Consider the following 26,253-nt stretch of genomic DNA (forward strand, 5'->3'; position numbering starts at 1 on the left):
AAGATCGAGGGTGCCGCTGCGGCGGCACCCTCGATGCCATTTCAGGGCAGGGGTAAGGCAGGGGTAAGGGCTGGATTCCGGCCGGTTTCGGGTGGTACACGAAGAAGGGGAACGATTTTCGAGGAGGTGGGCGATGTACGAGGGTCTGGTACTCGGCGCGCATCTGCCGACAGGATGGCTCTGGCCGGCCCTGATACTCATCGGGCTCATACTTTCCGCCGGGCTCCTGGTATTGCTGCTGGTCAGCGGCGCACGCTTCGACGAACCGTCGTATACGCCGCCATCCACACCGGGACCGTGCGAACCCTTCTGCACCCTGCGCAACACCGCGCCGGTGAACCCCGCCTACGCCGGCTGAGCAGGATTACCGGGCTGCCGGGACGGGCACTCCAGGGACAGAGTTCGACGATCGAAGGTTTTCCCATGGGGCAGCGCGTTCCGGCCGTGGTGGGCTTGTATTTCCGCGAATCCGGGCAGTGGCGCCGGATCGCCGAATTCCGGCTGACCGCCGCGGGACAGGCGACCTTCCGGGCCGTCGATCCGGTCGAGGGACTGGTGGCGCGGGTCTGGTACCACCAGGGGGTCGACCTCCTGGACGCCGACCGCACCGTCCACCCGGAGGACGGACCGGAGTTCCTGCGAGCCCTGTTGCAGCCCTTCGGATTCCGTGACTATCGGTTCCAGGACGACACCGCCGTGGCCGGACACAACGGAAATCACCCGGCACCCGGTGGGATTGCCCGCGCCACAGACGATTCCGACTGCTCGTGCACGGAGCAACCGCAGGACGGCGACCGGCCCGCGGCGTGGCGCATGCTCGACGCGGGCATCGTCCGCTTCTGAACTACAGGCTGTTGGCCAATAGCGCGTACTGCGCGGTCGCCAGCTTGTGCGCGTCGGCTTCGTTGTCCGCGTTCACGACTCCCACATAGCGTTTGTAGACCACCCAGCAGCGGTACGCCGTGCCCTTGCTGTTGTGCACGCACTTGGAATCCGGCACGCCGGAGGGCGCGGAACCGTTCTCGACACCCTCCAGGATCGCGATGAGCCCGCTCACCAGTTCATTGCCCGCCTTGGCATCCCGGGTCCGGAACAGGTACCCGTCGCCCGCATTGGCCATCTGATCCATGCCGGTGCTGTCCACCAGCCGCTGCCGCACCCCTTGATCATTGGCGGCGTGCACCAGCATGTTCGGCCCGAAATACCCGAACTTGTCCGGATCGGGGGTGCTGTCGTCGCGGCTGTCCACCAGCGTGCGCGCCAGCATCCGATCCGGATCGAACGGCAGCTTGGCGATGGCGTCCGCCGGTGTCGCCCGGAACGCGTCCACCGCCGGCACCTCGGCGTCCAGGCCCTTCTTGACCAGCGACATCAGTTCCGTCTGATCGGGTTTGGTGCGCACGATGAACATGGAGATGACGAATTCCTTGCGCGGCATGGCCACCCCGATGGTCGGCACCGTGGGCCGCCAGTGGATGAGCGCGTCCGGATACTCGGCCAGCGTCAGCTTGCGGTTCTGATCCAGCGCCACATTGAAATCCGCGTCCGCGATCTCACGCGCCGCCAGCTTCGCCGCATCCTCGGACGGGAAGCGCAGCAGCCGGATGGTCATGGTGGTGGCGGTCGGATCCACCTTGTCCTCGCCGACATCCGGCTTGTCCGCTCCGCTGGTGGCGAACCCGACGATGAATCCGCGGTTCTGCAGAATGGGTTTCGCCGTCGAGGACAGATGACTGACGTCGATCACCTCGTCGACACTCTTCAGCACGATCCCGCCGCGCCCGACCTTCAGACTCGGCTCGGCCCGCACGGTCGGCACCACGGCATCGGCCATGCGCATGCCCTCCAGCACGGTGCCGCCGCCATTGGCATTGCGATCGTAGGTGTATCTGTTCACCGGATAGCTGCTGGAATCCAGTGTGCGCACATCGATTTCCCCGGCCACCGGCGTCCCGGACTGGGCGCATCCGGCCACCAGGGCCCCGACCAGGGCCAGGCAACCGACGGTGACGACAACTCTTGCGGTGCGGATCATGACGTTCCCTCCCGCGCGCGGTACGGCGACGCTCTCCCCGATTCTCGGACCGGCGGCGGCGACTGTCCAGGGCTATTGCGCGACACTCACACCCACACGCCCTTTCCGACCGTCACCACCCCGCCATTGCTCACCGCGAAGCGGTCCCGGTCGCGTTCGAGATCGACTCCGATGATCTCGCCCTCGGTGACGATCACGTTCTTGTCGAGGATGGCATGCCGCACCACCGCGCCGCGGCCGATGCGCACGCCCGGCATGAGGACACTGCCCTCGACGGTCGCGCCGTCCTCGACCATCACATTGGAGAACAGGACCGAATTGCGGACGGTCGCGGCGGACAGGATGCTGCCCGCGCCGACAATGGACTCCTGGGCCAGGCCGCCGCGGCCGAACTTGGCGGGCGGCAGGTTCTCGGCGGCGCCGCGAATCGGCCAGTGCCGGTTGTAGAGATCGAAGACCGGGTCCACCGACACCAGATCCATGTGGGCCTCGTAGAAGGCGTCCAGGGTGCCGACATCGCGCCAGTAGCCGCGGCTGCGGTCGGTGGCGCCGGGGACCTCGTTGCGGGAGAAGTCGTAGACCGCGGCCTTACCCTCGCGCACCAGGCCGGGGATGATGTCACCGCCCATATCGTGATCGGAATCGCCGTTGTCGGCGTCGGCGCGGATGGCGTCCACCAGGACCTTGGTGGAGAAGACGTAGTTGCCCATGGACGCGAAGGTGGAATTCGGGTCGTCGGGTGTGCCGGGCGGATGCGCCGGTTTCTCCAGAAAGCCGATGATGCGGCCGGATTCGTCGGAATCGATACAGCCGAAGGCGCTGGCGGTGCTGCGCGGCACCCGAATGCCCGCGACCGTCACCCCCGCACCGGATTCGATGTGCGCGGCCACCATCTGCTCCGGATCCATGCGGTACACGTGGTCCGCGCCGAAGACCACGATGTACTCCGGGTCCTCGTCGTAGATCAGATTGAGCGACTGCATGATCGCGTCCGCGCTGCCGGTGTACCAGCGCGGGCCCAGCCGCTGCTGCGCCGGCACCGGGGTGATGTACTCGCCGCCGAAACCCGACAGTCGCCAGGTCTGCGAGATGTGCCGGTCCAGCGAATGCGACTTGTACTGGGTGAGAACACAGATCCGCAGGTAGCCGGCATTCACCAGATTCGAGAGCACGAAATCCACCAGCCGGTACGCCCCGCCGAACGGAACAGCCGGCTTGGCACGGTCCTTGGTCAAGGGAAACAGTCGCTTGCCCTCGCCACCGGCGAGCACGATCCCGAGTACGTGCGGCTGGCTCCTCACACCCGTCAACCTACCGGGTGCGGGAGAACATCCGATGTCTGCCATCTTCCGTGTTGATAGCGGTGCTGGTTGGTCCCGCCTGGGACGACCGTCTACTTTGGACCAGTGAGTTACGGCGCGGACGGCGGGCGCGAGATCCGAGTCGCCATGATGACCCGCGAATACCCGCCCGAGGTGTACGGCGGGGCGGGAGTGCATGTCACCGAACTGGTGCCCAGGCTCCGCGAACTCTGCGACGTGACCGTGCACTGCATGGGCGTGCCCCGCGCCGACGCCGTAGTGCACCAACCCGATCCGATGCTGTACACCGCCAATTCGGCGGTGCAGATGATGTCGGCGCAGCTGCGCATGGCCGATGCCGCCGTCGGCTCCGACGTGGTGCACTCGCACACCTGGTACACCGGACTGGCCGGGCACCTGGCCGCCGAGCTCTACGGGATTCCGCACGTGCTGACCGCGCATTCGCTGGAACCGCGCCGGCCGTGGAAGGCCGAACAGCTCGGCGGGGGATACCGGCTGTCGTCGTGGTCGGAACACAATGCCATGACCCATGCCGATGCCGTGATCGCGGTGAGCGCGGGCATGCGGGCCGATGTGCTGGCGGCCTATCCGGATATCGATCCGGAACGAGTTCACGTGGTGCACAACGGAATCGACGCCGGAGTGTGGCATCCGGGCGGGCCGCGCGAAGGGGCCCGGGACGTGCTCGCCGAGCTCGGGGTGCGTCAGGATCGGCCCATCGCGGCGTTCGTCGGGCGGATCACGCGGCAGAAGGGCGTGGCGCACCTGCTGGGCGCGGTGCGGCATCTGGATCCGGATATCCAGCTGGTGCTGTGCGCCGGAGCCGCCGATACGCCCGCGATGGAGCAGGAAGTCGCCGCGGCCGTGCGGGAACTGCGGGCCACACGCGAGGGCGTCTACTGGATCCGGGAGATGCTGCCCACCGAGCTGGTGCGGCAGATCCTCGCCGCGGCAACGGTCTTCGTGTGCCCGTCGGTGTACGAGCCGCTCGGGATCGTGAATCTGGAAGCCATGGCGTGCGGGACCGCGGTGGTGGCCTCCGATGTCGGCGGCATTCCCGAGGTGGTGGCCGAAGGCGTCACCGGGCGGCTCGTGCACTACGACGACAGCGATACCGACGCCTTCGAACGCGGGCTGGCGCGGGCGGTGAACACCGTCGTCGCCGATCCGAGCGCGGCCGCCGCCATGGGCGTGGCCGGACGCGCCCGAGCCATCAGCGAATTCGACTGGAACCAGATCGCGGCCCGCACCGCCGGGATCTACGACCTGGTCCGCAAGGGCTAGGCCCGCCCGTCGCCCCTCACGGAGTCGTTCCGCGACGCGGCGTCAGCTCATACTCCATATACACGTCGGCACGGGCGTACGGGCTCGGCGCGGGCGGCGCGACATGGACGAAGCCGACCGATTCGTACAGGTGCACGGCATTGGCCAGCTTGGTATTGCTCTCCAGATACAGCCGCGTGGCACCGTTGGCGCGGGCGTAGGCGATGAGCGCCTCCAGCACGATCCGGCCGATGCCGCGACCCCGATGACTCGGCGGCACAGCCATTTTCGAGACCTCGAAGACGCCGTGGCCCTCGGCCAGCAGCGCGCCGCAGCCGACGATCTCGTCGCCGGCGCGGGCGATCAGGATCTGGCCGCCCTCGGCCACGATCCGCTCCGGATGGTCGAGGACCTTCGAATCGGCGGGTTCGAGGGTGAACAGCGTGCGTACCCACTCCTCGTTGAGTTCCTTGAAGGCGCGGGCGTCGGCGGGCGTGGCCATGGGGGACACGGTGATCGATTCCGTTTGCTGAGGCACCACGTCAGCATGCCTGTAGTGCAGCTATAGCGTCCAATACTTGATACGTGCGATTGATATGATCAGCTTATGGTTGATGGTGTGGAGCTGCGGCACCTGCGCTATTTCCTCGCCGTCGCGAGCGAATTGCACTTCGGGCGCGCCGCCGCCCGGCTGCACATCGCGCAGCCCGCCCTCACCCAGCAGATTCAGCGGCTCGAAACCCTGCTCGGGACAAGGCTTTTCGACCGAACCTCACGCAGCGTGGCGCTGACCCCGGCCGGGGCGGTGCTGCGCGAACGGGCCACCGCCATCCTCGGGCACGCCGATCGCGACCTCGACGAGGTCACGCGGATCGGACAGGGGAGCCAGGGACGGTTGTACCTCGGGTTCGTGCCCTCGGTACTGCCACTGGAACCGCTGCGCGGGGTGCGCGAATTCCGCGAACGCTACCCGCTCGTGCAGGTCGAACTGGTCGAGGGCTTCACCACCCGGCTCATGGAACAGCTCGGGCACGGGGCGCTCGATACGGCCATCGTGCGCGATCCCGACCCGCAGCCCGGCATACACACCGCACCACTGGTCACCGAACCGTTCATGGCGGTGCTGCCCGCCGACCACCCCGACGCCGGGCGCGACAGCATCACCGGAGCCGAACTCGGGGACAACCCGCTCGTCTTCTTCCCCAGGGCCGCAGGCGGACTCGCACACGACAAGAACCTCGCGCCGCTATTGGATGCGGGGTGCCGTCCCCGCGTGGTGCAGGAGGGCACCACCTGGACCACCATCCTCTACCTGGTGGCCCAGGGGCTCGGCGTGACCATCGCGCCGCGCAGCGCCACCTTCACCGCGCCGGACACCGTGCGCATCGTGCCGCTCGCCGGAACCGAGGCCAGCACAACAATTTACGTCGCCACCCGGGCCGACGACGACCGCGCGCTGATCCGGAACTTCCTCACCCTGCTGCCGGGGCGTTCCTAATCGGCGCGGCGCAGGGCGAAGATGCGCAGTTCGCGATCCGTGCGACCGCGATAAGCGGTGTACGCCTTGGTGAGTCCCTCGAAACGGGCGAAGATCGCGGCGGCCTGCGCTTCCTCGGTGACACGACTCGCCGTCACCGGAATCTCTTCTCCCGCAATGGTTACCGTGCCCTTCGGATCGGCGGCCAGATTGGCCGTCCACGCGGGATGGTGCCCCTGCCCGAAATTGCTGCCGATCACGTACAGCACATCGCCGTCGTGCACGTACAGCAGCGGCGAAGTACGCGGCTGACCCGATTTCCGGCCCGTCGTGGTCAGCAGGATCACCGGCGCGCCGATCGGCCCGAGTGCGGTGTACTTGCCTTTGGTGCGCTCCAGCACCCACTCGTCCAGGGGGCGAATGTACTTGCGCACCACCATGGAACCGAACTTCGTTGCGGCGAACGGGCTCACGATGCGTGAGAGAACGCCGCTGCGGGAACCCCATTCACGATCCGGAAACTGAGTACTCACTCGGCGCACTGTACCGACGCCGGCGGTTGCCCGCGACGAGGACTCCGTAGCAGATGGCCGCGGCCAGCAGGGCCAGGAAACCGAGGGGCAGCCCCCGCACCGCCAAATCTTCTGCGGTCCTGAGGAATTCGGGAGCCGAGCTGTCGTACAGTTCCACCCCGAACAGATGGCCGCCCGGCGACTGCCAGTAGTCGGCGTCGCCCCCGTCGGACATGAACAGGCAGAAGAAGGTCATGCAGGCCAGATACGCCCACACCAGTGTGGCGATGATCGTGCGCGGGGCCTTCGGGGCGGCGGCGAAGGTGCTGTCCGACCTCAGCATTCCGAGGGACATCCAGAACAGCAGGCCGTACGCCAGCAGCCAGACGGGCGCACCCAGGAAGAAAACGAAGGCGAAAATCCATCCGCCGGGAACCGTGAAGCGAACCAGTACATCCAATACCGGAATCACCAGCATCGCGATCGCGGTGAACCGCATCCAGACCGTCGTACCGTTCATAACCGCGCCCCTCCGCGCTCGGGATCATCGAAGACGCCCCGAGTCTTCCGGCGATGGGCGGCTCGATCCTGAGTAGTCCTACGGGTGCGTGTGGGGGGCTTCCACGGGATTCGCGGCGCGCCGATATACGGAGATGGTCACCGACGCGGTCACCGGCAGGGGATCGGGCAGCGCGGCAATCCGTTCCGCGCGCTCGGCCGCCGCGTGATGCGCCGACGGACCCATCCCCGCCACATTCGCGATATCGGCCCGCGTCAGCGACATCGAATATTCGACGGGAACCCGCTCGGCCAATTCGAAACGCGCGCCCAGCGAGTCCGCCAGCCGTGCGTCTTTCTCGCCGTCCACGCTGACCATATCCAGTGGCGCTATCAATTCCGTCAGATGCCGCGGGGTCGGCGTCACCACGATGAAATGTCCCGCATCCGCGAGCACGCGCGCGACCTCACTCGCATTACGCGGCGCGAAAACCGCGACCACAATATTCATCGCACCGTTTCGCACCGGCAGCCCGCGCCATGCGTCGGCGAGCACCGCACCCGCCCGCGCATGAGCCCGAGCGCTGCGCCGAGCTGCCGCTTTGGACACGTCCAGCGCGATCCCGCGCGCGTCCGGTAGGGCATCGAGCATTCCCGCCAGGTAATACCCGGTTCCCGCGCCGATCTCCAGCAGGCTGGGGCCGGGTGCGTTCGCATCAGTGCGAAGCAGCGCGGCCACGCGGGTGCGCGCCGCGGCCCGCACGGTCGCGCCGGGCGGGCTGGCCGGGTTGCGGCGGGCGTGTCTCTCAGTGGTCGGGCGCGTCGATGGGCCGGGTGCGGATCCCCGCGCCGCGTCGAATGCGGGAACGATAGTGCGCGTGGAAATGTCCGCCACGACGCCGGCCAGAGCCGAGGCGATGGGAGCGAAATGCCCCGCACTCTGAAAAGCCGCACGCGCATCGAGCATGTCGGGCGTGTCGCCGGTCATTTTCGTGGCGGCGCCCGTGAGCAGACTGACGTAGCCCTGCCGGGCTATGTCGAAAGTGTGGCCGCGTGCGCAGCGCAGGCTGCGATCCTGGGCGGCGAGATCCTGGCCGCACTCCGGGCAGGCCAGTAGATCGGCGCAGGCGAGAAGACGGTGCGCCGGTGCCGGAAACGGCACGGCGTCGGGTCGCTCGATGTGGCCGACGGAATGTGATTCCTCGTTCACCGTGGCGCCGGTGAGCCGGACGAGCGGTGAGGTGCTCGCTGTATTGGGGGTACGGCTCACCGGCACGTGGTCCGGCTGTTAGCTGGTGACCTTGATGAGTTCGTCACCGAGCGCTGCGGCTTCATCCGGAGTCAGCTCGACGACCAGACGCCCGCCACCCTCGAGTGGAACCCGCATGACGATTCCACGCCCTTCCTTGGTTGCCTCGAGGGGACCGTCCCCGGTGCGGGGCTTCATGGCCGCCATCCTCTGCTCCCTCCAGATCTGCGCGGTCTGCTGCGCACTTTCATGGAACTCCAGTTGTCACCAACCAGGCAGCCCGCCGGTATGTGGCGGGCCGCACCAAGCCCATTCTTCCCTATCGCGGATCGGGGCGGGTACCTGAGTTCCAAAAACCGACCGTTGTGGCGTTCAGGAAGTACTCACATTCACCCAGCAATCGGCCACGTGATCGTCTACCATCCCGGTCGCTTGCATGAGTGCGTACGCAGTGGTGGGCCCCACGAATTTGAACCCCCGCCGCTTGAGTTCTTTTGCGAGAGCGGTGGATTCGGCTGTGACAGCGGGCACATCGGACAGTGTCCGGGGTCGCTTGCGGGCGGCCGGTGCGAAGGACCACAGCAGCCCGTCGAGGGGCTCTGCGAGGTCCCGGGCAACCCGCGCATTGTGGATGCTGGCCTCAATCTTGGCGCGATTGCGAACTATGCCCGTATCCGCCAGAAGCCGTTCCACATCCTTCTCCCCGAACCCCGCCACCTTCTCGATGACGAACCCGTGGAACGCCGACCGGAAAGCCTCCCGCTTGCGCAAAATCGTGATCCACGCCAGCCCCGACTGAAACGCCTCCAGACACATACGTTCGAATAACGCATCATCCCCGTGCAGCGCCCGCCCCCACTCGGAATCGTGGTAATCCCGATAAAGCTGAGTGCCCTCCGACCACCCACACCTGATCCGCCCGTCGGATTCGATACCCGAACTCACCGCGCCGTTCCCCGCCCTTCGGATTCTCGCGATACACCGCTATTTCCAGGCGCGGATTCCGGGCCCGCCCCCGGATTCACCTCCGGACCCGGCTCGGCGGGCAGCACCTGCGGCAGCGGCGCGGCATCAGGGGCCTGCGTGCCCGCCAGCCACCGATCCGCGGGGCCGGGCTCGGCGGGTACGCGACGCGGCGCGGGCACACCGGGCACAGCCGCCCCGAACTGAGCGGATGTAGTCGCAGACGCGGCGGAATGCGCCGGGGCGGGATTGAACAGCGGATGAGCCGGCTGCGGCGCGCCTGCGGCGACCGCCGGATGCGCGGCGCCGTTGCCGGATATCGCGGCGGGATCTCCGGCTGACGCGTCGGCACTGCCGGTGGGAGTGCCGGCGCGCTCGGATTCCCCGGAAGACTCGGGTTCCGCGGCCACCGGGCCGGCAGCCTCCGTGCGTGTCTGGGCGAGCTGGGCTTCGAGCTCGTCGATACGTGCGGCCAGCCGGGTCAGCGCCCAGTCGACCTCGCCGGCCTTGTAGCCGCGAACCACCTGCTGAAAACGCAGCGCCCGCACGTCGCTACCGCTGATCTCGCGCGCGGGCAGGACCGTGACCGTGGTGCCCTCCGGCAGCGGGCCCAGCTCCTCACCGCGCCCGAACACCGCACTGGCCACCAGGAACAGCAGCGCGGCGACTAGTCCGACGATCAGCACGTACAGCAGTAGCGTGAGCATGTCCCCGAGCTTAGGTGGCGCATCGACATCGGGCCGCCCGCACCCCGGCGGAATCCGGACATCGAATTCGCCCGCGCGGGAATCGGATTGCCCCGGTGCGCGCGGGCGGGGCCGCTACAGGTGGCGGGTGGTGTCGATGCTCAGGGACATGCCGGCCAGGCCGCGGCGGCGGACGGCCAGCTTGTCGGCGATGTCGCGCAGGGCCTTGCCGGAGGGGGAGTCCGGGGCGCGCAGGACGATGGGGGTGCCCTCGTCGCCTGCTTCGCGCAGCTGCTGCTCGATCGGGATCTGGCCCAGGAGGGGGACGTTCGCGCCGATGGCTCGGGTGAGGTTCTCGGCCACGGTCTGGCCGCCGCCCTCGCCATAGAGGTGCATGCGGCTGCCGTCGGGGAGGTCCAGCCAGGACATGTTCTCGACCACGCCCGCGATGCGCTGGCGGGTTTGCAGGGCAATGGAACCCGCGCGCTCGGCCACCTCGGCGGCGGCCAGCTGGGGGGTGGTGACCACCAGGATCTCCGCGTTCGGGATCAGCTGGGCCAGGGAGATGGCCACGTCGCCGGTGCCGGGCGGGAGGTCCAGCAGCAGGATGTCGAGGTCACCCCAGAAGACGTCGGCCAGGAACTGCTGCAGAGCGCGGTGCAGCATCGGGCCACGCCAGACGACGGGGGTGTTGCCCTGAGTGAACATGGAGATCGAGATGACCTTCACGTCGTGGGCGATGGGCGGCATGATCATGCGCTCGACCTGGGTGGGGCGCTGGTCGGTGCCGAGCATGCGGGGGACCGAGTGGCCGTAGATGTCGGCGTCGAGGACACCGACGGACAGGCCGCGGGCGGCCATGGCGGCCGCGAGATTGACTGTGACGGAGGACTTTCCGACACCGCCCTTACCGGAGGCCACCGCGTACACGCGGGTCAGCGAGCCGGGCTGGGCGAACGGGATGACCGGTTCGGCTGCATCGCCGCGCAGCTTCTTGCGCAGTTCGGTGCGCTGCTCGTCGTTCATGACGTCCAGGCCGACCGTGATCTGCCCGACCCCGGGCACATCCGCGACGGCCTTGCTGACGCGTTCCTGGATGGCGGATTTCATCGGGCAGGCCGACGTCGTCAGGTAGATCACGACGTGGACACTGCTGTCGGCGCCGACCTCGACGCTTTTCACCATGCCCAGTTCGGTGATCGGCTTCCGGATCTCCGGGTCGTCCACCTTCGCGAGCGCGCCCCGCACATCCGATTCCGTTACCACTGGCATAGCGCCAGTCTAGGAGCGGGCCCGGACGGGGCTGTATCTGCCCTCCGCGGCGTCAGATTCGCGGCAGCTGCGAGGCCGCCGGGGTGATGCCGGTGTTGTAGGCGGCCTCCCAGGCCATCACATTGGTCACGTAGGCCATGGAGTGGTTGTAGCGCAGGATGGCGCGGGTCTGCTGGGCCGGATCACGCATGTCGAGATTGCCGGAGCACAGGTACTTTCCGGCGGTGAGCGCCGCGTCGTACAGGTTCTGCGGATCGGCGATGCCGTCGCCGTTGCCGTCGGCGGCGTAGTGCTTCCACGTCTCCGGCAGGAACTGCATGGAGCCGATGGCGCGGTCGTAGCCCTGCAGGCCGTCCAGGACGCCGTCGTCGGAATCGTGAATCACGTTGTTCCCGTAGAGGCTTCCGTCCAGGACCGGCCCGTAGATGGGGTCCAGGGCATTGCCGTCCGCGTCGGCCTTGCCGCCGAAGGCGTGCGTGGACTCCACCCGGCCGATGCCGGCGAGCAGTGACCACGGCATGCCGCAGACCGGATTCTCCGCTGCCAGAATGCGTTCCGCATTGTGATAGGCGGCCTCGGAGATGCCGGGCATGCCCAGGGTGCCCTTGGGCAGGTCGGCGGGAACGCGGCCGTCGGGGAGCGCGACCGTCTTCACCTCGGGCGGCGGCGGGGGCAGGAGCTGCTTGGCTTCCTTGAGCAGGGGTTCGGCGGCCGGTGCCGCCTCGAGTCTGGGTACGTCCGCGTCGGCGTCGGCCGTGAGCGTGCGGTGCTGCAGGGGACCGGCGAGGGTTTCGGCGATGCTGCCGTCGGCGGCGCCGGTGACGGTGGCCAGACCGGCCGGTACGAGACTCGTGAGAGCGATGACCGATCCACGGCGAACTTTCGGGACCGGGGGTTTGCGGTGACGTCCCACTGTGTGGTTGCCCTCCATGTCATTTCGGTGTGACCGGTGACGTTGGAGCACCCACGCTACATCATCCGAGACCGTTCCGTTACCCCTTCGTGACCATTCACAGGTTTGGAAAACGAGGGGGTCTCGACAACGCTACGCGGGGGCACAGCCCCCGCGTAGCGAATTGATCGGACTTGTTTCAGTTTTTTCCGAGCCGGCCGCGGACCCTGCCGCGGGGGCGCGCCGCGCTACTGCGCGGGCGCCGGAGCGGGCAGCGGGATGGTGATGCCGAACGGCAGCGTGATGCCCGGTGCGGGGGTCGTGGGATCGGCCGGAGCCGCTTCCGCGGGAGCCTCCTCGACGGGTGCGGGCGCGGCCGCCTCCGGCGTCTTCTCCGGCTGCTGGACAGCGCCGTTCGGGTTCTGCTGCTGATCGTTGGTGGTGGTGCAGGCGGTCGTCTTGTCGATCGGCTTGCCGTCCGGGCCGAACTGCTGCTCGGTGTTCTGGCCGGTGTTCTCGTCGACGGGCGTGCCGTCCGGATTGAGCCGCTGGGCCGGATCCGTCACCGCCGCATCGCAATTGGGGGTCGCGGGCTGGGCCGGTTGCGCGGGCTGCGGGCAGAAGATGCCGCACGGGATGGGCGGCAGGCCGGGGATGGTGATCATCACCTCGGTCTGCGTGGTCGTGGTCGTGGTGGTGGTCGTGGTGTCGCTGGTGGTGGCCGCCGCGTCGAGGGAGGCGTTGGCGGCCGTCATGTCGGTGCCGCCCGCGGTGAGCGCCCCCGGCGCGATGAGCGTCGAGGAGATGTCCACCGTGGTTGGCGCGCCGCCGGTCTTGTACGCATTGGACCAGCTCAGCACCTGAGCCGCGTACGACATCGAGTTGTTGTAGCGCAGCACGGCTCTCAGCTGCTGATCCGAGTCGCGCAGGTTCAGCCCGCCGGAGCACAGGTACTTGCCCGCGGCCAGGGCGGCGTCGAAGACATTGTTCGGATCCGACACGCCGTCGCCATTGCCGTCGGCGGCGTACAGCGACCAGGTGCTGGGCAGGAACTGCATCGGGCCGACGGCGCGCACGTAGCTGCCGTCATTGGCCTTGATGATCTCGTTGCCGGGAAGTGTCCCGTCGAGTGCCGGACCGTAGATGGGCGTGACGGTGGTGCCGGCCGCGTCGGTGCGCCCGCTGCTGGCGTGTGCGGATTCGATGCGGCCGATGCCGGCGAGCAGGTTCCAGGTGATGCCGCAGCCGGGCGTGGAGGATTCCAGGGCCAGTTCGGCATTGCGGTAGGCGGCCAGCACGATCTCGGGAATGCCGAGGGCGCCGGTGCCGCCGGGCAGGGCGATGTTCTGCAGCGGCACGGTGCCGCCGAAGAGCGGGCTGCCGTCGGCGGGCGGGGTGAGGGCGCTGAGTTTGCGCGGGGCCTCGGGCGCGGCGGGAACCAATCCGACTAGTTGGTCGGATTTAGGTTCGGTCACGGCCACATTCTGATTTCCGGACGATGCCGCGAGCAGCGCGTCGGGCGCCTGCTGCGGCGCGGCCGACTGCACGGTCGTGGTGGTGGCCGAACCTGCGGTAACCAAACCCGCTATGAGCAGCGCCGACGCTGTCACCGGAGCACTTATTCTCTTCGCCACCACACAATCCCCTCAGTCGTGCGGCCGGTCCCTGGTGATGCCACTCATACCAAGCAGTGTCTGGGTCGGTCGCTCGGAACAACGTGATCCAGGTTACCCATCAGTCAGCTCGTACGGAACCGCATGGGCGGTCAGTCGCCATCATTTTGCGCCAGAATTGGGACCTCCGGCCTCTTTCGGTCGCTATTCTTCTTCTTTTTCCGTGTCTCGGGCACGTCGCCGTCGGAGGCCAGTTTTTCCAGTCTGACCAGCGATTCTTTGACATCTTCGAGTTCCCGGCGCAGATAGTCGCGCGTCGCCACCTCGCCCACGGCGAGTCGCAGTGCCGCGAGTTCCCGTGCAAGGAATTCGGTGTCGGCTTTTGTCTGGGCTGCTCTGGATCGGTCCTCTTCCAGAGCGACCCGGTCGCGATTGTCCTGCCGGTTCTGGGCCAGCAGGATGAGCGGCGCGGCATAGGCGGCCTGGGTGGAGAACGCCAGGTTCAACAGGATGAACGGGTACGGATCCCAGCGCAGCTTGACCGCGAAGACATTGATCGCGATCCACAGGATCACGATCACCGTCTGGATCGCGAGATAGCGGCCGGTGCCCAGGAAACGCGCGATCTGCTCGCTGGTGCGCGCCAAAGCCTCGGCGTCCCAATCGAATCCGCGGAAGCGCGACTCCATCGGGGTTTCCATGCGCTGGCGCGCGCTGGCCTTGTCCATGCGATCGCTCATGCTGTGTCCTTTCGGGCATGAGCGGAGCGCTCCGTGGTTACGCTCCGCTGCCGCCTCCGCGCCTGACCGCTCATGCCCGGCCTCCCGTGCCTTCCACCAACGGCAGACCGTGCACGTCGTGGTTGTCCTCGTCCTGTTCGCGCCAGTCCTCGGGCAGCAGATGATCGAGGACGTCGTCGACGGTGACCGCGCCGAGCAGGTGGTTCTCGGTGTCGACCACCGGGCCGCACACCAGGTTGTAGGTGGCGAAATAGCGGGTGACGGCGGTCAGGCTCGCCTCGGGGCGCAGCTGCACCAGATCGGTGTCGACCAGCCCGCCGACGAGATTCGCCGGAGGTTCGCGCAGCAGTTGCTGGAAATGCACACAGCCGAGATAGCGGCCGGTCGGCGTGGCCGTCGGCGGGCGCACCACGAACACCATCGTCGCCAGCGCGGGCGTCAGCTCCGGATCGCGAATGCGCGCCAGCGCCTCGGCCACCGTCGTCGACGCGGTGAGCACCACGGCGGCCGGCGTCATCAGACCGCCCGCGGTGTAGGGCGCGTGCTCGAGCAGCCGCCGCACCGGTTCGGAATCCTCCGGATCCATCAGCGCCAGCAGCGATTCCGCCTCGTTCGTGGGCAGTTCGCCCAGCAGGTCGGCGGCATCGTCGGGGTCCATGGCCTCGAGCAGGTCGGCGGCGCGCTCCACGCCGAGCTGTTCCAGCAGCTCCACCTGATCGTTCTCCGGCAGCTCCTGCACCACGTCGGCGAGTCGCTCGTCGTCCATCGCCCCGGCGACCTCGATGCGGCGCTTGCGCGGCAGATCGCGCAGCATGTGCGCCACGTCGGCCGGGCGCATGCCCTCGAACTGCTCCAGCAGCTGGGTCACGTCCTGGCCGGGCAGGTTCAGTTCCGTCTGGGTGAGTCCGCGCACCTGCGCCCAATCCACCACGTGCACCGCGCCGCGCCGCCCGAATCCCACACCGAGACGGCGGCGTTCGCGCACCGCGACCCGGGTGACCAGCCAGTCGCGGGTGCGGCTCTGCTCGATGCCGAGGTCGACCACCACCACGTCGGCGTCGGTCAGCTGCGGCAGGCTCGGATCGTCGACGCGCACGGTGGAGTCGAGAATCTGTGCGATGGCGAGCAATTCACCCGCCCGCTGCTGGAAGCGCCGCACGCTGATGGTGCCCGTGGTGAGCGTGACCGATCCCGGTTCGATCGAGGTCACCCGCAGGATCGGCACGAAAATCCGCTTCCGCGTGGGCAGTTCGACCAGCAGGCCCAGGACGCGCGGCTGCTGGCGGTCGTAGCGGATGGAGATCACGAGGTCGCGAATGCGGCCGATAGACTCCCCGTCCGGTCCGAGTACCACCAGGCCCGCCATGCGCGCGGCGAAAACCTTTGTCGCTGCCATGAGTGCCAGGCTAGTGCGTCGAGACCGCCCGAAATGTCGCGCCACGAGCGCGGACGCCAGCATGAGCGGTCAGGGCACGGAGGCGGCAGCCTGCGTAACCACGTAGTGCCCCCGCGAATGCTGCGTCGACACAGGAGGAGTGACCCATGACATCGCGCCGATCGGTGCTGGCGGTGCCGGGCAGTAACCCGCGCATGATCGAGAAAGCCAAGGGGCTGGACGCCGATGAGATCTTCCTGGATCTCGAGGACGCGGTCGCTCCGGCGGCCAAGGCGGCGGCGCGCGCGAATATCGTGGCGGCGCTGAACTCCGGGGGCTGGAAGGACCAGATCCGCGTGGTGCGGGTCAACGACTGGAGCACCCAGTTCACCTACGCCGACGTGATCACCGTGGTCGAGGGCGCGGGCGCGGAACTCGACGCCATCCTGCTGCCCAAGGTCACCGACGGCGGTCAGGTGCAGGCCCTGGATCTGCTGCTCACCCAGCTGGAGAAGGCCAACGGGCTGCCCGTCGGCAAGATCGGCATCGAACCGCAGATCGAGAATGCCCTCGGGCTGCGCAATATCGATGCCATCGCCACCGCCTCGCCGCGCGTGCAGACGCTGGTTTTCGGCCCGGCCGATTTCATGGCGTCGATCAATATGCGCACGCTCGTGGTGGGCGAACAGCCCGAAGGCTACGAGCCGGGTGACGCGTATCACCACATCTATATGACGATCCTGCTCGCCGCGCGCGCCCACGGGTTGCAGGCGATCGACGGGCCGTACCTGGCCGTCCGCGATATCGACGGATTCCGCCGCAACGCCTCCCGCACGGCCGCACTCGGTTTCGACGGGAAATGGGTGCTGCACCCGGATCAGATCGTCGCGTGCAATGAAATCTTCAGCCCACGTCAGGCGGATTACGACCGGGCCGAGGAAATTCTGGACGCCTACGCCTTCCACACCTCCATAGCAGGCGGCGCGCGCGGCGCGGTCATGCTGGGGGACGAAATGATCGATGAGGCCAGTGCGAAAATGGCGCAGGTCATAGCCGATAAGGGGCGGGCGGCCGGAATGGCGCGAACCACGCGTTTCGAACCCCCGTCCGACGACGCGAAATAGCATGATGGAGTCATGACGAATCCCTTGGGGAACGCGAACCGGAACCGTCCGGGCCTCCCGACGCCGCCGTCGGGCTGGCCGATCGGTTCCTACCCGACCTACGCCGAGGCGCAGCGGGCGGTGGACTACCTCGCCGACAACCAGTTCCCGGTGGAGAACGTGACCATCGTCGGCGTCGACCTCATGCAGGTCGAGCGGGTGCTGTACCGCCTCACCTGGGGCAAGGTCATCGGTGGCGGCATGGTGTCGGGCGCGTGGCTGGGCCTGTTCCTGGGTCTGCTGCTGAGCCTGTTCGGCACCGGCGGCCACGTGATCGGCCCGCTGACGGTCGGCCTGATCGGCGGCATCATCTTCGGTCTGATCTCCGCGGCCATCCCGTACGCGGCCACCCGCGGCCAGCGCGACTTCGCCTCCACCATGCAGTTGGTGGCCGGCCGCTACGACGTGCTGTGCGATCCCAAGGTCGCCGAGCCCGCGCGTGATCTGCTCGCCAAGCTGGCCATCTGATCCGATGGATGTGCTCGACAAAGTCCGGGCCGGCGTGCTCGGCCATTTCGGTGTGGAATCCGCGGATGCGGCGTCGGTGACCTTCCTGGGCCTCGAACCCATCGAGATCCTCCGCATCCCCGACGGGGACCTGGTCCACTACGTGACCCTCGGCGGCTCGCGCCACCCCATGACGGATGCCGCTGCGGCCGTTGCGGATCCGCTGCGCGGCCCGCGCGCCGAGCTGGTGCTCACCCTGCGCGGCGGCGCCGGTGCGGGCTCCGGCCTCACCCGCGCGCTGGCCGTCCTGGTAGCGGCTCCGGCCGTGGAAGGCATTGTGCTGCAACCGGATGCGCTGCTCGACCTCGGAGAACCACTGTGGGGCAACGCTCCCTTCACCGCAGTGCTGCTCGATACGGCGGATCTGGCCGCCATCGATCTACCGGAACCCGCTGAACCCGTACAGTTCCTGAGCATCGTCCCGATTACGGCGACCGAAGCCGCCTGGGTGCGCCTGCGCGGTGCGGACGCCCTGCGGACGGCCTGGCAGGAAGCCGGGATCGACGTCCGCGACCCCGGGCGCGGCGCGGCGAACCTGTAGTCCCGCAGCAGGTTTCGAGCCGTGTTCAGAGCCAGTTGTTGCGGTGGAAGTTGTAGTACAGCAGACCACACAGCAGTGCCATGAGTGCGATCACGCCGCCGTAGCCGTAGGTCCAGCGCAGCTCCGGCATGTGATCGAAGTTCATGCCGTACACGCCCGCGATCATGGTGGGGACCGCGGCCATGGCGGCGTAGGCGGAGATCTTGCGCATGTCGGTGTTCTGCTGCACGCTCACCTTGGCCAGGGCGGCATTGATGAGGGCGCTGAGGGATTCGTCGAAGTCGGTGATCTGCTCGGTGACGGCCGTGTGGTGGTCGGTGACATCGCGCATGTAGCGGCGAATCTCCTTGGGCAGCGGCAACCTTTGATCGTGGGTGAGCAATTGCAGCGGCAGCGCAAGGGGTTTCACGGCGCGGCGCAGTTCCACCACCTCGCGCTTGAGCTGGTAGATGGCCTCGATGACGATCTTGTTGGCCGGGGTGAAGACGGCCTCCTCCATCTCGGCCACATCGTCCTCGATCTCCTGTGTCACCTCGACATACGCGTCCACCACGTGATCGGCCACCGCGTGCAGCACCGCCGCCGGGCCCAGCTCGAGCTGAGCCGGATTGGCCTCCAGGTCCTTTCGCACGCCAGCCAGCCCGGTCTGGTCGCCGTGCCGCACCGTGATCACGAAATCCTTGCCGAGAAACACCATGATGTCGCCGGTGTCCACGATCTCGGCGACGGAGTTCATGTCGTGCTCGTGATAGCGCACCGTGCGCAGCACGAGAAACATGATGTCGTCGTACCGTTCGAGTTTCGGCCGCTGATGCGAGTGCACCGCGTCCTCCACCGCCAGCTCGTGCAGTCCGAACGCCGCCGCCACCTCCGACATCAGCGCACTGCTGGGTTCCATGAGCCCCAGCCACACGAACCCCGTTCCCTGCTTGCGCACTTCGTCGAGCGCCTGCTGATAGGTGCACTCGTCGATCAGCCGCCTGCCCCCCACATATACCGCGCAGTCGACCACGACATTCGCGGGTGCCTTGGCCTCCGGCTTCGCGTGATCGCTGTAACGACGCGAGGTCCAGCGGAATGACGGCAGCGGCGGAATCGAGGACATCCGCAGATGCTAATCCGCCCAGACGGTCCGGCCGGAGATCCCCGCCCGTCCGAATGTGGGGATCATGGCCGACCTGACCAGGAATACGATGGCCCGACCGCGGTCCCGGAGGTCCTGATCCGCATCGTGCGGAAGCCAGAAGCCGTGCATGGCAACGAAATCCGGACCGTATCGGGACGCAAGACCCGCGATGCGGAAGGCTTCCGCGAGGAAGTCGTCGATCACGAGCGATGACCAGGAGTCCGGCCGAGCGGCGAACTCGTCCAGCAGCCGGGCGAGCGTGCGGAGCAGATCCGGGTCCGGACTCGGGATGCCCAGCAGGTACGCCAGTCGGTCGGCGGCCCGGCTGGCCGGCCGGCGCAGCGCGGTTGCCCCGGAGACTCCGAGAATCGCTGCCATGGCGGTGGCGGGTGGTGTGGTCGGCAGGCGCGGAGCGGGTGCGGTCGCCGCCGCCCGACCCGGCAGGTCGCCACGAGCGATGAGCGTTGCACGAACCAGCAGCCCCGCCACCCGGCGCAGCACGGTGAGCGGCGTGTCTCCCTCCTCGCCGCTGTCGATATCGGACGCGAGAGTATCCAGGTACAGCGGCTCGGCGTCGCTGTCCCCGGCATCCGGGAGCATCGATCGCGCGAGGGCGGTGACGACCGCGTCGACCGCTTCGGCGTCCGAGGCGGGTGGCAGCGGTGGATGGCAGAGAAAGGTGATGATCAGTCGCCACAGCAGCGCCTCGGTATGGCTGTGGAACCAGAAGGGGGCTCCGCCGAGCAGAGCCGCCAGACGGCAACCCGCTGATCCGGTATCGGCGATCGCCTCCTCGATGGAGGAGTATCCGAGCAGGGTGGCGACGGCGCTGTCGCGTACCGGATCGGTGTCCGCCGTCCACCATGCACTCGCTCGGACGAAGTTCGCTGCGTCCGTGGAGAATTCGTGATTGTTCCGGTCGATTGCCGGAAGGAGTTCGAGCTGACGGGTGTACTGGTACAGCGGTTGCGTCTCGGTGCGCGCCGCCAGGCCGGCGGGGGTATGGAATTGGATTTCGATCCGGATGCCGGTGTCCGGCGCCGTCCATACCGCGCGAAAGTCCTTGTAGGACGGTTCTTCCCGGGAATCGGCCGCCGATCCGGGGAGCATGGCGTAGTGCCGGAGCGCCAGCAGCTCGATCGTGCGGTGGATGTTCTCGACATAGGCGTGGTCGTCGAAAACCACGGTGAATCGGACGATGTCGTTGATCAGGCGGAGCCCGGCCGGCACCGGGACGCCTTCCGAACGCAGGACGGTCACCTGCCGCCGCACCGCTTCGAGGCTTTTCGCGCCGGTACCCCGCGGGGCTGGGGCGAGATGCGAACCATCCAGTGTCGCAAGGATATCGGTGAGCGTCCGGCGTGCCCGAGCGGCGGTCTGCACGGCGCGGTCCTGGTATTTCCGCACCGCGCCGGCCTCCTCGGCCGACAGCTGCGGCAACCGGATCGACGACTCGGCCGACCGGGTGGCCGCGGTGACGCCGAACCGTTCCGCGAGCACCCGATCCGCCTCGGCCGCGCTGATCTCGGTCAGCACCGGCACGGTCGACGGTCTGGGATCGGTGCTGTCGCACAGGATTTGCGTCGGGGACCAGCCGCCGTGCGCCCGGAACGATTCGTCGTGCCGGCCTTCGGGGCTCATGCGGCGGCGTACCACGGTGGCGGGTGGCGCACCGGATTCCGGGCCGTGCTCGTCGAAGTGAACAGCCCAGTAGCGCGCCCATCCGGCGTGATCGGCCTCCAGCGCCGCCGCCTCGGCGCGGGAGACGGGGCGCAGCTCCCGGCGGGCGCCGGGCGCGCGATGCCAGCGCCGGTCCAGCAGCGACAGATACTCCCACGTTTTCCGGCGTCGCAGGCCCGTGCGCCGGAATCGCCACAGACTGGTGGCCCCGCTGTCCGGGCCGGGTGGGACGAGAACCGCGTAGCGATACCCCATGAGCGAATCCCCCGAATTCTCCGCCTGCTGCGCGGATGTCGGCCAGGGTACGTTTCATCTTCCTGACATTCCATGTGTTTCGTGTCCGAGGCGAAGCGGGCCGGGGTCCGGGCAAGATAGGGGTCGTGCGTATCGATCTCCACACTCATTCCACCGCGTCCGACGGCACCGACAGCCCGGCCGAACTCATTGCCGCCGCGGCGGCCGCCGGGCTCGATGTGGTGGCGCTGACCGACCATGACACGACCTCCGGGTGGGCGGAGGCGGTCGACGCCCTGCCGAAGGGGATGACGCTGGTGCGCGGCATGGAGATGTCGTGTGTGGGGATGGGGGAGGACGGTTATCCGGTGCCGGTGCACATGCTGGCCTACCTGTTCGATCCGGCCGACGAGTCCTTCGCGCAGGAGCGGGAGCGGTTGCGGGCGGAGCGGATCGTGCGGTTGCGGGCCATTGCCGAGAACATGGCGGCGGACGGGCTGCCGGTGGATCCGGACGAGGTGCTGGCCTCGGCGGGGCCGTCGGCGGGCCGGCCGCATCTGGCGCGGGCGCTGGTGCAGGCGGGGGTGGTGCCGACGGTCGATGCCGCCTTCCAGGATCTGCTCGCCCCGCACGGCCGGTACTACGTGGAGAAGGCCGACACGCCGTTGCGACGGGCCGTGGAGATGGTGGCGTCGGCGGGTGGTGTTTCTGTGGTGGCGCATGCGCGGGCCCGTAAGCGCGGGCGGCTGCTGGCGCTGGACGATATTCGGCAGCTGGCCGAGATCGGGTTGGGCGGGCTGGAGATCGAGCATCCCGATCACAGTGCGGAGGACAAGGCGATACTGCGCGGGCTGGCGGGGGAACTCGGTCTGGTCACCACCGGATCATCGGACTATCACGGCAGCAACAAGACGATTCGGATCGGTGAATTCACCACCGACCCAGCACAATTCGAGGAGATCGTGGGAAAGGCGAGCGGAGTGCCGGTGATAACGGCGTGAGCGGCGGGCGTTCGATATGGGCGAGCGGGCGGAATTTCCGCCGGAGGCGGCAATGCGGGTGATCCGCGGGCTCGGCGGGGTGATTGCCGCGGGCACCGTGGTTCTCGCGCTGGTCGTGGTGGGTGCGGCGATTCTCGGTGTGCGGCGCGGTTTCCCGGGTCCGGGGGTCGCGGATGTGGCGTGGCATGTGGCTGCGGCGGCGCTGGTGTTGTCGGCCCAGATTTTCGCGGATCGGCGTCGCGGTATGGCGTCGTTTTGTGGAGCTGTGGTCGTTTTCGCGGTAGCCGGAGGCCTGCTGTGGACACAGTGGTGGAATTGAAATGCGCATAACGGTTGCGACCAGTTGAACTGTGGTCGAACATTTGCGATATGACCGAATTCGACTCCGATGTGCTGGTAGTAGGAGGAGGTCCGGCGGGCGCGTGGGCGGCCCTGGCCGCCGCGGCCGCCGGTGCGCGGGTGATCGTGGTCGACAAAGCCCGCTGCGGCAGCAGCGGCCCCACCGCGCAGGGGGTTGTGACGCTGTGGAACATTCCGATCGCCGCCCGGGACGAGGCGGTGCGGCAGAATTTCGTGCACGGCGGCGGGCTCGGTGATCCGGACTGGATGTATCTGGTCATGGAGGAGACCCACCGGCGGGTCGGGCAACTGGTGCGGGGCGGGTTCCGATTCCAGGGCGAACAGCCCGGGAGGCCCGCGCGGGTCTACCTCGACGGGGCCAAATATCTGGGGCGGCTGCGGCGCAGCATGATCATCGCCGGGGTGCGGATCCTCGACCACCATCCGGCCCTGCAGTTGATCACCGATGGTGACGGCACGGTGTCCGGCGCGTCCGGGGTGGCGTTGCACGGCGACGGGCACACCTGGACCGCCCGCGCCCGCGCGGTGGTCGTGGCGACCGGTGGCTGTGCGTTCCTGTCCGGCGGCGCCGGCACCGAGGTGGCCACCGGCGACGGACTGCTCATGGGCGCGGAGGCCGGGGCCGAACTGTCCGGCATGGAATTCTCCAACGCGTATTCGCTCGCCCCCGCCGCGAATTCGGGTCCGCACGGGTCGGCGGCGGTATTCGCCACCGATCACGTCATGCATTTCGCGACGCTCACCGACGAATCCCGCTCGGTGCTGAGCGGACGCGGATGCGGTTCGCGGGCAGAGGCTTTCGCGGCCATCGCCGACGGCCGCCGGGTCTACGCCGATCTCGAGGAGATGCCGGAGAACGTGCGCGCGGACCTGTGCCGCAGCGGTGGACCGGACTGGCTCGGGCGGGTGCCGCTGCGGGCCGTCCTGGAGGGCACCGTGCGCGGCACCGGCGGGCTGCGGCTGGCCGGACTCGATTGCGCCACCACGATTCCCGGCCTCTACGGTGCGGGTGATGTGACCACGCGCGAACCCGTCACCGGCGCGGTCAGCGGATTCGGCGGGCAGAACGGGGCGTGGGCCATCTCCTCCGGCGTGTGGGCGGGCGCGGGCGCGGCCCGCTATGCCCGGACCCGCCGCAAACTCGGCAAGGTGCGCGCGGTGCCCGGGGCGGGGCTGGGGCCGAAGGCCCGCATCGATCCCCGCGCCGTGATCGGTCTCGTCCAGGAGCACACCGTTCCCTTGCGCCGCAGCTACTGGCGCAGCGACGGCAGCCTGCGTGACAGCATCGCCGAACTGGACGGCATGTGGCCCGGCGTCGAATTCGACCTCGGCGGCGCGGGCGCGGACCGCCTGCACGCCCGGCAGGCCGCCGCCCTGCTGGCCGTGGCGCGCTGGAGCAAATACAGCGCCCTCGCCCGCACCGAGACCCGCGGCATGCACCGGCGCACGGATCATCCGGGTGCGGGCACCAATTGGCGCGTGCGCCTGCTGGCGGGCGGTCTCGACCGGGTGTGGGTACGGTCGGAGCAGGTGGCCGCGACCGTGCCGGAGGAATCCGGCGCTTCGACCCCGATTCAGGTCCGCGGCCGCAGGCGCGCTCCGCAGCACGCGGGGTCGCGGGTGGGTTCGGATGGCGGCGCGCCGACGGTCACCGCCTCGGATGCTGGAGACCCGACGGCTCCGGACCTCACCGCCACCGACGTCACGGCGGTATAAACCCTCACCGGCGTACCCGTCGATCCGGCGAGACATCTCACCGCCGTGCCCGCGACCGGCTCGTGACTGTTCTCCACAGTCCGGGCCCGACGTGCGAGTTCTCCTTAACCGGCAGGTGATTCGAGTCGCCTACGCTTCGTGGATGGTGAAGGAACGTGACGGACCAGCGGGCGATTTGGCAGGTCGTCACGAGGACTGGCAGAATGTTGCGATCCCCGGCCGCAGCCACCGCCCGGCCCGGGAGATCCGGTGGTCACTCACCCTGCCACACCTCCGGACACACCCGTCCGGTTCTCGCTCGACGATCTTTGTAGCGATATGCCCTGAGTCGTTGCCGTAATGCCTTGCGTGCGTCACCCGAATTGATGAAGGTGGCACAGTAGTGCGCAGCCGACAGCGTGGTCAGGTGCTTACCTCAGAGGCCCTCGAAAACCCAAATCCGCATTACCGAACGGTAACCGTCAATCGGTTGAGTCCGCACCGAGCAGGAGTGAAATCGTGTCACCCGTGACTGAAGCAGTGAATGCCACCACGGCAACCCCCGCGTCCCCCACCGGGAATCTTTCCGACATCACCACGGAAGAGATTTTCGCGGGTCACCTCGGCGGCAAGCTCTCGGTCGAACTCACCGCCCCGCTGGACACCCAGCGCGACCTGTCCATCGCGTACACCCCCGGTGTCGCGCAGGTCTGCCGCGGGATCCACAAGGACGAGTCCCTCGCCAAGACCTACACCTGGGCCGAGCGCCTGGTCGTGGTCGTCTCGGACGGCACCGCGGTGCTGGGTCTGGGCGATATCGGCCCGCGCGCCTCGCTGCCGGTGATGGAGGGCAAGGCGGCGCTGTTCAAGAAGTTCGCCGGTCTGGATTCCATCCCGCTGGTGCTCGACACCAAGGATGTCGACGAGATCGTGGACACCCTGATCCGCCTGCGCCCGAGCTTCGGCGCGGTCAACCTGGAGGACATCTCCGCGCCGCGCTGCTTCGAGATCGAGAAGCGCGTCGTCGAGGCCCTGGACTGCCCGGTCATGCACGACGACCAGCACGGCACCGCCATCGTGGTGCTGGCGGGCTTGAAGGGTGCGGCCGCCGTGCAGGGCCGTGACATGTCCGGTCTCAAGGTCGTGGTGTCCGGTGCGGGCGCGGCCGGTGTGGCGTGCACCAATATCCTTCTGGCCGCTGGCATTTCGGACATCATCGTGCTCGATTCCAAGGGCATCGTGAGCCGGGACCGCGCCGACCTCAACGGGGTGAAGGCCGAGCTCGCCACCCGCACCAACCCGCGCAACATCACCGGCGGCCCCGCCGAGGCGCTCGCGGGCGCGGACGTGTTCCTGGGCCTGTCGGCCGGCACCATCGCCGAGGAGCTCATCGCCTCCATGGCCCCCGAGTCGATCGTGTTCGCCATGTCCAACCCGGACCCGGAGATCCACCCCGAGGTCGCGTCCAAGTACGCCGCCATCGTGGCTACCGGCCGCTCGGACTTCCCGAACCAGCTCAACAATGTGCTGGCCTTCCCGGGCGTCTTCAAGGGCGCGCTGGATGTCGGCGCGCGCCGCATCACCGAGGGCATGAAGGTCGCCGCCGCCGACGCCATCTTCGGCGTGGTCGCGAACGAACTCTCCGCCGACAAGATCATCCCCAGCCCCCTCGACCCCCGCGTGGCCCCGGCCGTCGCCGAGGCCGTGGGCGCGGCCGCCCGCGCCGAGGGCGTCGCGTAATCCCGCACTGACATTCGGCCCCCGCGTACTCCGTTGCGCGGGGGCCGAATTGTGTGGAGGGCAGGGAAGCCCCGGGGACGTTGGTACCGTTCCGCCATGGCGATGATCAGTGTGCAGCTGCCCGATGAGCTTCATGTGCGGCTCGTCGAGGCGGTGGCGGGGGATCAGATGTCGTTGAACGCCGCGCTCGTGGAGGCCGCTGAAGCCTGGCTGGAGCATGCGGAGCGGCGGGCGGTGAGCCGGAAGTTGTTGCAGGAGGCGCTGTCCGACGATCCGGAGTTGCGGGCGCTGCTGGGTGACGACTGAGGT

At 68.2% G+C, this 26,253-nt stretch carries 27 protein-coding genes and 1 pseudogene; 12 read left to right on the forward strand and 16 right to left on the reverse strand.

Annotation, left to right across the window (positions count from 1 at the left end; translation table 11 throughout):
• Positions 1-133: 133 nt before the first annotated feature.
• Positions 134-358, forward strand: coding sequence for a hypothetical protein (locus H0264_RS11600; RefSeq protein WP_181583969.1), 225 nt, complete (start codon positions 134-136; stop codon positions 356-358).
• A gap of 65 nt (positions 359-423) precedes the next feature.
• The gene (locus H0264_RS11605; protein WP_181583970.1) at positions 424-843 is read left to right on the forward strand and encodes a hypothetical protein; all 420 of its coding nucleotides are present in this window, start codon (positions 424-426) and stop codon (positions 841-843) included.
• 1 nt (position 844) lies between these two features.
• On the opposite strand, the gene H0264_RS11610 is transcribed toward H0264_RS11605, so the two are convergent.
• The gene (locus tag H0264_RS11610) at positions 845-2,035 is read right to left on the reverse strand and encodes a DUF7373 family lipoprotein (protein WP_231083117.1); all 1,191 of its coding nucleotides are present in this window, start codon (positions 2,033-2,035) and stop codon (positions 845-847) included.
• An 86-nt stretch (positions 2,036-2,121) separates the two neighbouring features.
• The gene (gene glgC / locus H0264_RS11615; RefSeq protein WP_181583971.1) at positions 2,122-3,336 is read right to left on the reverse strand and encodes a glucose-1-phosphate adenylyltransferase; all 1,215 of its coding nucleotides are present in this window, start codon (positions 3,334-3,336) and stop codon (positions 2,122-2,124) included.
• Between the two features lie 135 nt (positions 3,337-3,471).
• On the opposite strand from glgC, the gene glgA reads away from it, so the two are divergent.
• Positions 3,472-4,641 (forward strand): glycogen synthase, encoded by a 1,170-nt coding sequence (gene glgA / locus H0264_RS11620; protein ID WP_181585463.1) that lies wholly within the window; start codon positions 3,472-3,474, stop codon positions 4,639-4,641.
• Between the two features lie 16 nt (positions 4,642-4,657).
• On the opposite strand, the gene H0264_RS11625 is transcribed toward glgA, so the two are convergent.
• Complete coding sequence (locus H0264_RS11625) at positions 4,658-5,158, reverse strand: GNAT family N-acetyltransferase (protein WP_220139967.1); 501 nt, start codon at positions 5,156-5,158, stop codon at positions 4,658-4,660.
• A 69-nt stretch (positions 5,159-5,227) separates the two neighbouring features.
• On the opposite strand from H0264_RS11625, the gene H0264_RS11630 reads away from it, so the two are divergent.
• Positions 5,228-6,118, forward strand: coding sequence for a LysR family transcriptional regulator (locus H0264_RS11630; protein ID WP_181583972.1), 891 nt, complete (start codon positions 5,228-5,230; stop codon positions 6,116-6,118).
• Here H0264_RS11630 and H0264_RS11635 read toward each other — a convergent pair.
• The 11 genes and pseudogenes from H0264_RS11635 to H0264_RS11685 form a co-directional block, all read right to left on the reverse strand.
• On the reverse strand, positions 6,115-6,630 hold the full coding sequence (locus tag H0264_RS11635) for a nitroreductase family deazaflavin-dependent oxidoreductase (protein WP_231083115.1): 516 nt from the start codon (positions 6,628-6,630) through the stop codon (positions 6,115-6,117). The genes H0264_RS11630 and H0264_RS11635 overlap by 4 nt on opposite strands.
• Positions 6,605-7,129: a hypothetical protein gene (locus H0264_RS11640; protein ID WP_181583973.1), complete on the reverse strand. Its 525-nt coding sequence runs from the start codon at positions 7,127-7,129 to the stop codon at positions 6,605-6,607. Before H0264_RS11640 ends, H0264_RS11635 begins: the two co-directional genes overlap by 26 nt.
• A gap of 78 nt (positions 7,130-7,207) precedes the next feature.
• Positions 7,208-8,377, reverse strand: coding sequence for a putative RNA methyltransferase (locus H0264_RS38550; RefSeq protein ID WP_420832055.1), 1,170 nt, complete (start codon positions 8,375-8,377; stop codon positions 7,208-7,210).
• An 18-nt stretch (positions 8,378-8,395) separates the two neighbouring features.
• Entirely contained in the window at positions 8,396-8,563 is a 168-nt protein-coding gene (locus H0264_RS11650; RefSeq protein WP_084528678.1) for a DUF3117 domain-containing protein, read from the reverse strand.
• A gap of 165 nt (positions 8,564-8,728) precedes the next feature.
• Positions 8,729-9,301: a DNA-3-methyladenine glycosylase I gene (locus H0264_RS11655; protein ID WP_231083112.1), complete on the reverse strand. Its 573-nt coding sequence runs from the start codon at positions 9,299-9,301 to the stop codon at positions 8,729-8,731.
• A gap of 431 nt (positions 9,302-9,732) precedes the next feature.
• Positions 9,733-10,026, reverse strand: a pseudogene (locus H0264_RS11660) (DivIVA domain-containing protein); the annotation flags it as partial.
• A 114-nt stretch (positions 10,027-10,140) separates the two neighbouring features.
• Positions 10,141-11,277: an Mrp/NBP35 family ATP-binding protein gene (locus tag H0264_RS11665; RefSeq protein ID WP_181583974.1), complete on the reverse strand. Its 1,137-nt coding sequence runs from the start codon at positions 11,275-11,277 to the stop codon at positions 10,141-10,143.
• Between the two features lie 52 nt (positions 11,278-11,329).
• Entirely contained in the window at positions 11,330-12,190 is an 861-nt protein-coding gene (locus H0264_RS11670) for a lytic transglycosylase domain-containing protein (protein WP_420832087.1), read from the reverse strand.
• Positions 12,191-12,417: 227 nt separating this feature from the next.
• The gene (locus tag H0264_RS11675) at positions 12,418-13,803 is read right to left on the reverse strand and encodes a lytic transglycosylase domain-containing protein (protein WP_231083110.1); all 1,386 of its coding nucleotides are present in this window, start codon (positions 13,801-13,803) and stop codon (positions 12,418-12,420) included.
• 131 nt (positions 13,804-13,934) lie between these two features.
• Positions 13,935-14,522, reverse strand: a complete 588-nt coding sequence (locus tag H0264_RS11680; RefSeq protein WP_181583976.1) for a DUF1003 domain-containing protein — start codon at positions 14,520-14,522, stop codon at positions 13,935-13,937.
• Between the two features lie 70 nt (positions 14,523-14,592).
• Positions 14,593-15,918: a magnesium transporter MgtE N-terminal domain-containing protein gene (locus H0264_RS11685; RefSeq protein WP_181583977.1), complete on the reverse strand. Its 1,326-nt coding sequence runs from the start codon at positions 15,916-15,918 to the stop codon at positions 14,593-14,595.
• 146 nt (positions 15,919-16,064) lie between these two features.
• Here H0264_RS11685 and H0264_RS11690 point away from each other — a divergent pair, with 146 nt between their 5' ends.
• Genes H0264_RS11690 through H0264_RS11700 form a run of 3 tightly spaced genes read left to right on the forward strand, consistent with a single transcriptional unit; the run spans position 16,065 to position 18,108 of the window.
• Positions 16,065-17,021: an HpcH/HpaI aldolase/citrate lyase family protein gene (locus H0264_RS11690; protein ID WP_181583978.1), complete on the forward strand. Its 957-nt coding sequence runs from the start codon at positions 16,065-16,067 to the stop codon at positions 17,019-17,021.
• Between the two features lie 12 nt (positions 17,022-17,033).
• The gene (locus H0264_RS11695) at positions 17,034-17,528 is read left to right on the forward strand and encodes a YflT domain-containing protein (RefSeq protein WP_181583979.1); all 495 of its coding nucleotides are present in this window, start codon (positions 17,034-17,036) and stop codon (positions 17,526-17,528) included.
• Positions 17,529-17,532: 4 nt separating this feature from the next.
• Complete coding sequence (locus tag H0264_RS11700) at positions 17,533-18,108, forward strand: suppressor of fused domain protein (RefSeq protein ID WP_181583980.1); 576 nt, start codon at positions 17,533-17,535, stop codon at positions 18,106-18,108.
• 25 nt (positions 18,109-18,133) lie between these two features.
• Here H0264_RS11700 and corA read toward each other — a convergent pair whose 3' ends face one another.
• Positions 18,134-19,213 carry a magnesium/cobalt transporter CorA gene (corA, locus tag H0264_RS11705; protein WP_181583981.1) on the reverse strand — a complete coding sequence of 360 codons (1,080 nt, stop codon included), beginning with the start codon at positions 19,211-19,213 and terminating at the stop codon, positions 18,134-18,136.
• Between the two features lie 9 nt (positions 19,214-19,222).
• Positions 19,223-21,169 carry a hypothetical protein gene (locus H0264_RS11710; RefSeq protein ID WP_181583982.1) on the reverse strand — a complete coding sequence of 649 codons (1,947 nt, stop codon included), beginning with the start codon at positions 21,167-21,169 and terminating at the stop codon, positions 19,223-19,225.
• A gap of 125 nt (positions 21,170-21,294) precedes the next feature.
• Between H0264_RS11710 and H0264_RS11715 the strand changes: the two genes are divergently transcribed.
• From H0264_RS11715 to H0264_RS11735, 5 genes are all read left to right on the forward strand, one after another.
• Positions 21,295-22,149 carry a PHP domain-containing protein gene (locus H0264_RS11715; protein WP_181583983.1) on the forward strand — a complete coding sequence of 285 codons (855 nt, stop codon included), beginning with the start codon at positions 21,295-21,297 and terminating at the stop codon, positions 22,147-22,149.
• A gap of 52 nt (positions 22,150-22,201) precedes the next feature.
• A complete protein-coding gene (locus H0264_RS11720; protein WP_181583984.1) occupies positions 22,202-22,468 on the forward strand; it encodes a hypothetical protein in 267 nt (88 codons plus the stop codon).
• Positions 22,469-22,518: 50 nt separating this feature from the next.
• Positions 22,519-24,225 (forward strand): FAD-binding protein, encoded by a 1,707-nt coding sequence (locus H0264_RS11725; RefSeq protein ID WP_181583985.1) that lies wholly within the window; start codon positions 22,519-22,521, stop codon positions 24,223-24,225.
• A 498-nt stretch (positions 24,226-24,723) separates the two neighbouring features.
• Positions 24,724-25,944 carry an NAD(P)-dependent malic enzyme gene (locus H0264_RS11730; protein ID WP_420832056.1) on the forward strand — a complete coding sequence of 407 codons (1,221 nt, stop codon included), beginning with the start codon at positions 24,724-24,726 and terminating at the stop codon, positions 25,942-25,944.
• Between the two features lie 96 nt (positions 25,945-26,040).
• A complete protein-coding gene (locus H0264_RS11735) occupies positions 26,041-26,250 on the forward strand; it encodes a hypothetical protein (RefSeq protein ID WP_181583987.1) in 210 nt (69 codons plus the stop codon).
• Positions 26,251-26,253: the final 3 nt, after the last annotated feature.

Origin of the sequence: Nocardia huaxiensis (assembly GCF_013744875.1) — a bacterium.
Lineage (GTDB): Bacteria > Actinomycetota > Actinomycetes > Mycobacteriales > Mycobacteriaceae > Nocardia > Nocardia huaxiensis.

Coding starts and splice junctions, on each gene's coding strand:
- H0264_RS11600 (WP_181583969.1), top strand. CDS start 134: ATGTACGAGGGTCTGGTACTCGGCGCGCATCTGCCGACAGGATGGCTC.
- H0264_RS11685 (WP_181583977.1), bottom strand. CDS start 15,918: ATGGCAGCGACAAAGGTTTTCGCCGCGCGCATGGCGGGCCTGGTGGTA.
- H0264_RS11680 (WP_181583976.1), bottom strand. CDS start 14,522: ATGAGCGATCGCATGGACAAGGCCAGCGCGCGCCAGCGCATGGAAACC.
- H0264_RS11695 (WP_181583979.1), top strand. CDS start 17,034: ATGACGAATCCCTTGGGGAACGCGAACCGGAACCGTCCGGGCCTCCCG.
- corA (WP_181583981.1), bottom strand. CDS start 19,213: ATGTCCTCGATTCCGCCGCTGCCGTCATTCCGCTGGACCTCGCGTCGT.
- H0264_RS11650 (WP_084528678.1), bottom strand. CDS start 8,563: ATGGCGGCCATGAAGCCCCGCACCGGGGACGGTCCCCTCGAGGCAACC.
- H0264_RS11605 (WP_181583970.1), top strand. CDS start 424: ATGGGGCAGCGCGTTCCGGCCGTGGTGGGCTTGTATTTCCGCGAATCC.
- H0264_RS11690 (WP_181583978.1), top strand. CDS start 16,065: ATGACATCGCGCCGATCGGTGCTGGCGGTGCCGGGCAGTAACCCGCGC.
- H0264_RS11735 (WP_181583987.1), top strand. CDS start 26,041: ATGGCGATGATCAGTGTGCAGCTGCCCGATGAGCTTCATGTGCGGCTC.
- H0264_RS11720 (WP_181583984.1), top strand. CDS start 22,202: ATGCGGGTGATCCGCGGGCTCGGCGGGGTGATTGCCGCGGGCACCGTG.
- H0264_RS11665 (WP_181583974.1), bottom strand. CDS start 11,277: ATGCCAGTGGTAACGGAATCGGATGTGCGGGGCGCGCTCGCGAAGGTG.
- H0264_RS11640 (WP_181583973.1), bottom strand. CDS start 7,129: ATGAACGGTACGACGGTCTGGATGCGGTTCACCGCGATCGCGATGCTG.
- H0264_RS11610 (WP_231083117.1), bottom strand. CDS start 2,035: ATGATCCGCACCGCAAGAGTTGTCGTCACCGTCGGTTGCCTGGCCCTG.
- H0264_RS11710 (WP_181583982.1), bottom strand. CDS start 21,169: ATGGGGTATCGCTACGCGGTTCTCGTCCCACCCGGCCCGGACAGCGGG.
- H0264_RS11630 (WP_181583972.1), top strand. CDS start 5,228: ATGGTTGATGGTGTGGAGCTGCGGCACCTGCGCTATTTCCTCGCCGTC.
- H0264_RS11725 (WP_181583985.1), top strand. CDS start 22,519: ATGACCGAATTCGACTCCGATGTGCTGGTAGTAGGAGGAGGTCCGGCG.
- H0264_RS11700 (WP_181583980.1), top strand. CDS start 17,533: ATGGATGTGCTCGACAAAGTCCGGGCCGGCGTGCTCGGCCATTTCGGT.